The sequence below is a fragment of the Pseudoalteromonas sp. SR43-5 genome, from assembly GCF_014163835.1.
GTDB lineage: Bacteria > Pseudomonadota > Gammaproteobacteria > Enterobacterales > Alteromonadaceae > Pseudoalteromonas > Pseudoalteromonas distincta.
Genome location: NZ_JACJEA010000007.1, coordinates 81625 through 92128, shown reverse-complemented (window position 1 = coordinate 92128; position 10504 = coordinate 81625). Strand labels below are relative to the sequence as shown.

Annotated in this window: 10 protein-coding genes; 4 read left to right on the top strand and 6 right to left on the bottom strand. The window is 37.2% G+C overall.

Annotated features, from left to right (window positions below):
* Positions 1-426 precede the first annotated feature (426 nt).
* From H5090_RS05925 to H5090_RS05900, 6 genes are all read right to left on the bottom strand, one after another.
* Complete coding sequence (locus H5090_RS05925) at positions 427-747, bottom strand: hypothetical protein (protein WP_002962108.1); 321 nt, start codon at positions 745-747, stop codon at positions 427-429.
* A gap of 9 nt (positions 748-756) precedes the next feature.
* A complete protein-coding gene (locus H5090_RS05920; protein WP_182695270.1) occupies positions 757-1500 on the bottom strand; it encodes a nuclear transport factor 2 family protein in 744 nt (247 codons plus the stop codon).
* Positions 1501-1750: 250 nt separating this feature from the next.
* Positions 1751-2494 carry a ferredoxin--NADP reductase gene (locus H5090_RS05915; protein WP_182695269.1) on the bottom strand — a complete coding sequence of 248 codons (744 nt, stop codon included), beginning with the start codon at positions 2492-2494 and terminating at the stop codon, positions 1751-1753.
* A gap of 513 nt (positions 2495-3007) precedes the next feature.
* Entirely contained in the window at positions 3008-4606 is a 1599-nt protein-coding gene (locus tag H5090_RS05910) for an ABC-F family ATPase (RefSeq protein ID WP_076914907.1), read from the bottom strand.
* 291 nt (positions 4607-4897) lie between these two features.
* On the bottom strand, positions 4898-5638 hold the full coding sequence (locus H5090_RS05905) for an ABC transporter substrate-binding protein (protein WP_182695268.1): 741 nt from the start codon (positions 5636-5638) through the stop codon (positions 4898-4900).
* Between the two features lie 13 nt (positions 5639-5651).
* Positions 5652-6392, bottom strand: a complete 741-nt coding sequence (locus H5090_RS05900) for an ABC transporter substrate-binding protein (RefSeq protein ID WP_182695267.1) — start codon at positions 6390-6392, stop codon at positions 5652-5654.
* Between the two features lie 334 nt (positions 6393-6726).
* Between H5090_RS05900 and H5090_RS05895 the strand changes: the two genes are divergently transcribed.
* The 4 genes from H5090_RS05895 (at position 6727) to H5090_RS05880 (ending at position 10402) form a co-directional block, all read left to right on the top strand.
* Positions 6727-7323: a bifunctional 2-polyprenyl-6-hydroxyphenol methylase/3-demethylubiquinol 3-O-methyltransferase UbiG gene (locus H5090_RS05895; RefSeq protein ID WP_182695266.1), complete on the top strand. Its 597-nt coding sequence runs from the start codon at positions 6727-6729 to the stop codon at positions 7321-7323.
* Positions 7320-8420 (top strand): HNH endonuclease, encoded by a 1101-nt coding sequence (locus H5090_RS05890; protein WP_182695265.1) that lies wholly within the window; start codon positions 7320-7322, stop codon positions 8418-8420. Before H5090_RS05895 ends, H5090_RS05890 begins: the two co-directional genes overlap by 4 nt.
* Before the next feature lie 530 nt (positions 8421-8950).
* Positions 8951-9430 (top strand): hypothetical protein, encoded by a 480-nt coding sequence (locus tag H5090_RS05885; RefSeq protein WP_182695264.1) that lies wholly within the window; start codon positions 8951-8953, stop codon positions 9428-9430.
* Positions 9431-9538: 108 nt separating this feature from the next.
* On the top strand, positions 9539-10402 hold the full coding sequence (locus H5090_RS05880) for a hypothetical protein (RefSeq protein ID WP_182695263.1): 864 nt from the start codon (positions 9539-9541) through the stop codon (positions 10400-10402).
* Positions 10403-10504: the final 102 nt, after the last annotated feature.

Sequence of the window (10504 nt, the reverse complement as noted above, 5' to 3'; positions counted from 1 at the left end):
TGCGCTTTTAGAGTAGTGATAAAACATAAAAATACTGGTTTTGGCTTTTCTCATTTACTCCTCTTTTACTTCTCATTGTGCAAATAAAAGCTTTTAAAGAGCTAATTATTCACAAAGAGGTTAAGTGGCACTGCGCTTTTAGAGTAGTGATAAAACATAAAAATACTGGTTTTGGCTTTTCTCATTTACTCCTCTTTTACTTCTCATTGTGCAAATAAAAGCTTTTAAAGAGCTAATTATTCACAAAGAGGTTAAGAGGCGCTGCGCTTTTAGAGTAGTGATACATATTGGCTGATCTGGTTTTTCTCAGTTATTACTGATTACCTTATCTTTGTGAAAGAAATTACTTATATTTTTAATAATAATTAAAATAAATAAAAATGTACGTTTGAGGGGAGGCAATACCTAAGCTACAGCAATTAAACGCTATCGCTTAAAGTATAAATCAATCGCTTTTGTGAGGAGCTCGTCGAGTTGTTCTTCAAATTCTTCAATATTAATATCAAAGTGCTTTAAGTAAGCCCGAGCCTGAGCAAGTGATAAATTACGGCTGTTAACGCTGTATTGTCGCTCGTCTATGGTTTTATCGTAACGTGGTAAAAATACAAATTGGCCATAAAAGGGGGATTTAATATGCTTGTTGGCAAAACGACAAAAATCTTCAATATGCTCAGCACCCTTAGGTCCAAGGCAACCTGGCTCAATGCGATACATTAAGCGAATTTTTTTGTCGTCATTTATTTGCATTTAAAGCCTTTATCTAAAAAACAGTACGCGTACTATTTTCCCATCTTTAATTTGATAACTCGAAATAAGTTCTGAGCGTTTATCAACTACGTTTTCGTCAGTTGAACAAGTTTCTGAAAGTTCGTGATCAATCACTATATCACCGTGCACTATGCGCTTAATTGGTGATGAGTGAATACACTTTAACTTTTTAAACATTAGCCCGTAACGTTCTATTAGTTTTTCTTTACCTTTAAATAATAGCTCATTAGGGAAAATATAAAACTCAACATCTTCGGCATATACACGAAGAAACTCTTCAATGTTACGTGCGTTATATGCTTTAACTAGCTGCTCTACCACAGCAAGTGATTCGCGCGATTGTTTAGCTTTAGTTTGCTGCTTAACTGTAAGTGCTTCTTTTGCTTGCGTTACTGCTTTTTCAGCTTCGGCTACAGCCACTGCTTTTTCTATTTTATTTTTAGGCTTTTCAGCAGGTTTAATTTGCTCGTTACCTAATACTTTTGAATCGTCTGGTTTAGTCGCATCAATTGTTGGCTTTTTAAGCTCTGGCGCTTTGTATTCAAGCGTATTTACTTTGTCGTCAGTGTTGGTTTGAGTTACTGATTGCTCATTTTCAACTTTTGGCTTTTCAACGCTTGTTTGAGCTTCAACTTGCGGCTCTTTTTGCTCAGACTCGCTTTGCTCTGCGGCATAAGTAATTAGCGCAACGGTAGTGACTAATGAGGCTAAAATAATAGATAACGGTTTCATAACTTTCCTAAAATGAACACTAAATACGTGTAATACCAATTACATTAAATAGGCGATCTATTATAGCGTTAAAAAATAGCGCAATAACAACGCGAAAATTGTGACATATAGTTGTTCTATATGAATAACCTTTAACGCAGTTAGTGAGTTATTTAATACAATAGAATGATCATATTTTTGATAAAATTAGTATAAGGGTGCAACATAGCAAATTTTAACGTTATCGGGTAGTTAATACCACCACTGAAGCCTACCAGTACTGCTCTACCGTGATATTGCCGGGGTTTTTACGGCGGTTACGCGTAAAGTTTTTATCGAGAAGTAGCGCGGTTGTGTCTTTTACCATTTGTGGATTTCCGCAAATCATAAATTGTGCGTTACTGGGCTTTGGGTCTAACTTTACATATTCAAACAAGCAGTTGCTCTCAATTGCGTTAGTAATTCGCCCACTTAAGCCTTGTAATGGCTCCTCTCTACTTACAACCGGAATATAGTTAAGTTGTGCTGGGTACACTCTTAATAGCTCGTTAATAAGTGCCTGATAGCTTAAGTCGTTATTAAAACGTACGCCATGCACTAAATTTAAAGTTTTGTATTTTTTCCATACATCGGGCTGTTGTAATATCGATAAAAAAGGCCCTATGGCAGTGCCAGTCCCCAACATCCAAAGCTGATCACTTTGTGGTATTTCATCAAGGGTAAAAAAGCCGGTTGCGTGTTGTTCTATTAATACGGTGTCGCCAGGTTGTAAGGTAGCTAAACGAGGAGAGAGCAAACCGTCAATTACGTTAATAAGATAAAATTCGAGATCGGGGTTTTCAGGGGCATTCACATATGAATAAGCCCGAGCAATACGTTTGTCGCCATCCATTATTGAAAGCTTTGTAAATTGCCCAGCTTTAAACGGCTCTACGTTTGCATTAACGGTTAAGCTAAAGAGTGTTTCGCTCCACCACGTGACATTTTTTACTGTTGCTTCAACCCAATTAGACATAGTTACCTCTTGGTTTAGCTATTAAAGTTTTAAATAATTCACTCCATCAACATTAGCATTAAGTGACAAAGACTTACAGGAGAATATGACTAGATTTAAAGCAGTGAGGTATGCAGAATTTACCAATAAAATAATGTGAATAATCAGCTCTGCGATAAGAGTCATTAATTGCATAAGAGAAAGCGATGCTGCAGTAACTAAGAAAAATTAAGTCAAAAAACAGTGTTTTTTTATTTTATCACTTACTTTAAAAGCGCTGCGTCTTATATCACCATTAGTGAACTATTTACTTGAAAAACTATTGCACTAGGAGAAGCCAAAGAGGAGTAAATGAGGAGAGCCAAGCCAGAAACGAGTATTTTATCACTGACTCTAAAAGCGTAGCGTCTCTTAACCTCTTAGTGAATTATTTATTTAAGCCTTTATTAATTAATTTTATAGTTAAACTCAGATTCCACACATAAAAAAACGACGCTAAATTTAGCACCGTTTTTATAAGCAATCAGAAAGAGTTTACGCTTTTTTCTCTTCACAACTTGCTAGGTATTCGTCAAACGTACCTTGGAAGTCGATTACTTTTTTATCTTTAATATCAATGATACGTGTAGCTAATGACGAAACAAACTCACGGTCATGGCTTACAAAAATAAGCGTACCTTGGAAATCTTTTAACGCATTATTAAGCGCTTCAATGGCTTCCATATCCATGTGGTTAGTTGGTTCGTCCATAACAAGCACGTTAACGTCTTGCATCATTAACTTACCAAATAACAGGCGGTTTTTTTCACCACCAGAACAGTTACGCGCTTTTTTGTTTGAATCGTCTGCTGTAAACAACAAACGGCCTAACATGCCACGAACCATTAAATCGTTGTGCTTAGCTGTACGCCATTGCGACATCCAATCAAACAACGTTAAATCGTTATCAAAATCTTTAGTGCTGTCTTGCGGGCAATAACCAAAGCTCGCATTTTCAGACCATTTAATTTCGCCTTCATTACTTTTAAGCTCGTCTACTAAACAGCGTAAAAATGTAGTTTTACCCACACCATTTTCGCCAATTACAGCAAGCTTAGCGCCAGCTTCAAGTAAAAAGTCGCCGCCGCTAAATAACGTTTCGCCATCAAAACCATGGCCAAGCTTATTAACTTCAAGCGCCTGACGATACATTTTTTTACCTTCGTCAAACGAAAGCGATGGGCTCATACGGCTTGAAGATTTAACTTCATCAAGCTTAATTTTATCCATTTTTTTAGCGCGCGAACTTGCTTGTTTAGCTTTTGAAGCGTTAGCACCAAAACGGTTAACAAAGTCTTGTAGCTCGTCAATTTCAGCGCTCTTTTTAGCATTTTCAGCTAAAAGTTGCTCGCGTTGTAAGCCCGCAGCTTCTAAAAATTTCTCATAGTTACCAGGGTAAATACGCAGCTCACCGTAATCAATATCGGCCATGTGTGTACATACCGAGTTTAAAAAGTGACGGTCATGCGAAATAATAATCATCGTACATTTACGTTTGTTAAGCTCGTTAGCAAGCCACGTAATTGTATGAATATCCAAGTTATTGGTAGGCTCATCAAGTAGCAAAATGTCAGGGTTTGCAAATAACGCCTGTGCTAAAAGCACACGTAGTTTCCAACCTGGGGCAACGTTTGCCATTAAACCGTAATGAAATTCTTTATCGATACCCGCTTCAAGCAAAATTTCTTCAGCGCGGCTTTCTGCCGTGTAACCGTCCATTTCAGCAAATACACTTTCAAGATCGGCAACTTTCATACCGTCTTCTTCGCTCATTTCTGGTAACGAGTAAATACGTTCGCGTTCTTGCTTTACTTTCCAAAGCTCCACGTCGCCCATAATTACCGCGTCTACAACGCTGTATTGCTCAAAAGCAAACTGGTCTTGGCTTAGGTTACCTACTTTTAACCCTGGTGTAATAGATACATTACCCGCACTTGGAACAAGCGCACCGCTCAAAATTTTCATGAAAGTCGACTTGCCGCAGCCGTTAGCGCCAATTAAACCGTAACGGTTACCGTTACCAAATTTAGCTGAAATGTTTTCAAACAACGGCTCTGCGCCAAACTGCATCGTAATATTTGCGGTGGAGATCAAAAAAGGTAATCCTAGATTAGTACTGACAGGAGTAAGCTGCAGCAAAACGCCACAAACAAGAACCAGACAATAGGGTAAATTAGCTGGCGAATTATACAGATCAGCCACAACGAATGAAAGATAAAAGGCAGCTAATTTATAACCAAGTAAAAATAACGGCAATTCTCGGTTTTAGGTCACTATTTTTAACGTATGTAGTGTTGAATGTACTTACAGCCACAATGTAAATAATTACTAATGCCAAGCAATATTAAAGAGGGGGCGCCAAATAGCTAAGTTATTAGCTATGTTTTAATGCATAGGTTGGTAAATTGACTTTATAGCCGCCTCGTTTTTGGTAATTAACTGATTAACAGTCGCCACGTCATCAAGTGTTAGCGACTCCTTGCTTAGCATAAAATGCACATTGTTAACGTTAATCGGTGTAATAGTTTTTACCTGCGAAATTGAGGAGTGTTTTTTTACAAAGTACTGCGCAACAGCAGAGTCTTCAATAACATAGTCAATTCGTTTTTTATCTAACATGCTAAATCGATTATTTGCTTGAGCAGTAAGCACGACCTGTTTTGAATATTTGGTTTTGAGTTGTTCAAGCTCATCACCAAAAAAGCTTCCTCGGTTAATACCTGCTGTAAAATCTTGACTAAAAAGATCAGCTAAGCTGGTTACATCAGGCGAGTCTTTATGTTTATAAAGATGCATAACTTCTTCGCGGTAGGGCAAACTAAAGTGCGCATATTGTGCGCGTTTTTTTGTGTAACTTGCCGCGTAGGTCATATCTACTCGGCCATTTTTAAGCTCAGCTTGAACACGCGAAAAACTCGGAAAATAAGTCCATTTAATACAAAATTTTGAATCTTTAAAAATAGCGTTTACAGCATCCACTTCTGTGCCTAAAAATGTATCACCTTGCTTAACAAGGTAAGGCGGCCAATTAGTTTCGTTAGTGCCCATTACTAATGTTTTTGAACACGCAAGGGCATTAAAGTGAGTAAATAGCAGTGTAGTAAATGTTAAAAATAAAGTTTTCATTACACTCCTTAAATTAGTGTTCAAACAACGCTTTAAGTGCTGTTTTATTTTTGTTTATATATTCATTAATTACCGCAAGCTCAGTAACCGACACCGTTTGTTTGCTAAACATTAAATAAATATCGTCTTTATTTACATGCTCAATATTGGTTACTAATTTGATATTTGAGCCTTTTTTGCCAAAATAAGCCCCCACTAACTCGTCTTCAATAGCAAAATCAATACGTTGTTTATTAAGCATTTCAAAGCGTTTACTGGTTGCACTGGTGTATTCAATCTGCTTTTTATATTTAGTTTTATATTGCTCAAACTCCTCGCCGTAATAGCTTCCAAAGTTAGCGCCAACAATAAAGCCTTGTTTAAAAATGTCTTCGAGGTTTTTAACACTATGCTGATTATTTTTGTTTTCGTATAAGCGCATAACCTCAGTTCGGTAGTTATCACTAAAGTGCACATATTTAGCGCGCTCGTCTGTATAACTTGCAGCCCATCCTAAATCAATACGGCCGTATTTAAGCTCAATAAAAGCCCGCTTAGAATTTGGCAGTAACTTAACTTCAAAACAAAAAGGGGAGTCAGCAAATATAATGTTAAGCGCATCAACCTCCAAGCCTTGCAGCTTACCGTTAATGCCCATTACATAAGGCGGCCAAAAAGCATCGTGCGATGCCACGCTAAAGGTTCTTTCACAAGCAAATACATTAAATGGAGCCGTAAACAGCAAACATAAAAATACGGTAATTAATTTATTCATTGCGCCTCATAGTTATTATTTTTGCTTATTATTACAACAGTATAAACCAGCTTTTGTATTTTAGCGGCGCGGGATTGTGTAAAGATGTAAAAACCATCCGTAATTATGAGAATGCCTGGTATGCAGGTGTTTATAGAAAGGTGGTTGTATTTTATATTTTATACAGCGTGTGTCACTCAGCATCAGTGCTTAATAATAACGGCGTATTAATTTAAAAATTTCTACTTATTAAGCCTATATTTAATGCGCTTGTTCCTGTAGATTAAACAAATAATGAATGTAGTATTAACAGTGTCTTAGCTGTTAAACGATTAGCCAAGGAGCGGTGAGTCTCGTGTCAAACACCACACTTACTTATTACAACCAAAATGCCAAAGCTTTTAGCGACTCAACACTTAACGTTGATATGTCGGCGCTTTATGCTGAGTTTTTACCGCACGTTGCACAGCACGGGAGTATTTTAGATGCCGGTTGTGGCAGCGCGCGCGATGCCGCATTTTTCAAAGCGCAGGGTTTTACTGTAAGTGCGTTTGATGCAAGCCCAGAGCTGGCAGAGTTGGCAAGCAGTTACTTACAACAACCTGTAGAGGTTAAAACATTCCAAGAGCTAAATTGTGTAAATCAATACGACGGTATTTGGTGCTGCGCTAGTTTATTACACGTAGCAAAAGCTGAGTTACCGCAGGTGTTTTTAAACCTACAAAATGCGCTTAAACCGAATGGTGTTTTGTATGTATCGTTTAAATATGGCGATACGGAGCGTGTGCATAATGGTCGTGAATTTACCGATTTGAACGAAAATGCTTTAACGCATTTACTTAACCAAACGCAGTTAAAAGCTATTAAACAATGGCAAAGTGTTGACAAGCGACCAGAGCGCGAAAGTGAAGTGTGGCTAAATGCGCTTATTAAAGTAGTGCACGTTTTATGATTGGAGCAATGCAGCAACAGCTCGACTTTATTGCGTATATTCAGCGTTTATTAGTTGAAGGTGACTTTAGCGCTACTTATAAGTTTGCGCTTTTACACGCACTGGCTGATATTAGTATCGAAAAACATCACGCCGATCCGCAAGCACAGTTACAAATAAAATTTGATGAATTAGTCGATAAATTTATTACTTTATATTGGCACCAAGCATCGCCATTTGGCGTAATTGGTAATAATAGAGAGCAACTACTTTTACAAAATACCAACTCTAATAAACAAGCCAAAATTATAACTACGCTTCATGATGCAAAATTAAATAATATTAATTCAATTAGCCAATTAAAAAAGAGCCACGGTTGGAAAAATATACGCAGCTCAACATTACAAACCATTAAAGACGGCCCGCTTTGGCTATTACAAAAATTAAATGGCAAAGAAGAGTGTTTCTTGTATCCCCATATTAAAGGCCAATCATACATTACCTTAAATGAAGGTATTGCAGGCTGCTTTAGGCGTTTTTACGACCTAGTTGTTTATTTAGCAAAAAATGCATGGCTGCAAAAAATTCAAAGTATTAAGCATAACCAAGCCTTAATTGGCCCACAAAGCCAACTACATGATTTTTTATTCGGCTTTGATCGCAATGCATTGAGTAAGGCAAAGCCTGTGTTGATAGAGCTTCAGCACGGTAATTGTTTTTATTGCGAAAAACCATTGAACAGTAAAACCGAGGTTGATCACTTTATACCGTTTGCTCGCTACGCAAATGATTTAGGTCATAACTTTGTGGCAGCACATAGCACCTGTAATAACAGTAAAAGTGACTTTTTAGCTGCGCAACTTCACCGCGAACGCTGGCAAGAACAAAATTTAGTGATTAATAGCCAGCATTTAACAACTGAACTTAGTGATTACTTTAATTGTGATTCAGATAAGTCGCTTTCGGTTAGTGATTGGGCGTATCAGGTTGCACAGGCAAATAGTGCAAAGTTATGGGTAGCGAAAGGCAGTTTTGAAGAAGCAGCTAGTTTTAAATATCAGCAACCAAGTACAGGGCTGGATTTAGTAGCGGAAGAAAAGCCAAGGTATGACGTGTAATGCAGAACTTGTAGTTCGTGCCGTAGGCGGGAGTGTATCTTGGGCTTTAACTTGTAGGCGGGAGTTTGCCTCGCGCTTTGGGTTGTAGGCGCAGAGCTTGCTCGCGCGAAAAGCGAAGCTTTTAAATTTCGGTGTAAGTAATGTGTAGGTGCGATTTTATATCGCGCTCATAAATTGGTGTTTTATCGTGGGGCTTCAAGGGATTCAAAAACCTCTATTCAAGGTTATATCGCGTTGGCGATGGCAACCAAAGGGCGGCTGCCGCCGACCGCCCTTTGGAATCCCACGGCGCACCCGAGGATCACACTGTATCTTCAACTTACGTTAGTGATGTGAACGTAACCAGCGTAGATCGGCCATCCATGGCCGAGCTACGCTTTGTACAGCATCCATGCTGTAAATTACTCATCATTAACTCAGTTTCGAGTGTGATCACGGGGAATTGGAGTTTTTTGGTAGATTGGTGTTTATGAATACTGGTAAGCGTTTTATTCTTGCTTTTAGTTACATGAGACATATAAAGAAAAATTATGTACGAAAATCGTTTTACTAAATGGATGCGCTGGGCCGATCGAGATTCAGCAGAAGGTATAAAATACCTAGGCGTATATATCTGCGCAATTGCAGATGAAGATTTATCAGCTACTGATTTTTCATGGACTAAAAATATTGTTTATGTAGGTATGACTAACTCACTAAAGGGTCTCAAAGGAAGGTTAAAACAATTCGATAACACCATAATAGGTAAAAAGGGGCACGGTGGCGCCGATCGAGTGAGATATAAGCATCCAAACTATGAAAAATTAGTTTCAAACTTATATGTCGCAGTTGCACCTTTTAAGTGTGATGTTAAAGCAAGCACAGTAAAAGACCTTCGAGTAATGGGTGAAGTTGCTAAATTTGAGTATGACTGCTTTGCACATTTCAAAGAACTTTTTGGTCAGCTACCAGAGTTTAATGACCAAAAAAGATCACCAAAATATAGTTTAACAATAGCGCGTAAAGGATAGGTTTTGAAGGAGTGGTACTTACCTGGGAGTTTAAAAGTTCGGTATAGACTCCAGCGCGCTTAGCAACTGAGGTTGATGTCAGTAGTAATTTTTAAGGGAGGTATATTTATGGATACTAAACACGAGAAAAACAGAAATTATATATTCAAGATAGCAAGCATTGTAGGCCTTTTCTTATCTTTCATTCTAATAATTTTTTTATATCAATTTGGAGTTACGCCCTCAGACAATATTCGAACTTGGAATAACACAGCTAGTATTATAAATAGTTTAGTCAGCCCATCAATAGCAGCTATTTCTTTAATCTTACTTTATAACATTTGGATAGATAATAGAGAAGAATTACAAAAAACAAAAGAAGCACTTAGTGAACAGTCTGCCTTGCACAAATACAATATAATCGAAAATACAATCTTGAAATTAACTAATCAATTTAATGATGAAATAGATAAAGTTGATAATGTCCAGTGTACGTTGAATAAACAAGGCGGGGTGCTTATCAAGAGGAAGTACACAGCTTTAAAAGCAGGGGAAGTACCACTCCAAAGTTTAAGAACTGTTGTTGATGATTATTTTAGAGTATTAGGAAATCGCTCAGAACTAAAAGAAGAAATACTCATTGGATATAATGATGCACTCGTCAAAAGCGAACAATTTGAAATGCTTACATCTTTACCTTTATGTATGAGTAAGCTCACAAAAGATATTAAAATAAAAAATTTAAAGAATATATTACATCAAGTTCTTTTTTCTATGATAGGACGAGAATTACTTTTAGTCATCGCAAAAAGAGCCTTTCATCAGTATGAAATCACGAATGATTATAAGAAAAATGAAAAAGAAAAATTTAAAGTTATGTTTTTAGAGTTTATTGAGATTTTAGATGAAAATTGTGATGTGAATGACCTTCACGTTTTCAATTTGGACGAATTATGCTTGTATACTGATTATAAGTATAAGAACTCAAATTAAGTCATGTTGGTTCTTAATGTAGCCATGGTTTGGGTTTTTCGATGGCGTTCACAGTTATATTTTAGTAATTGTTATTATTCAACTGTGAAAGTAATTTGATCA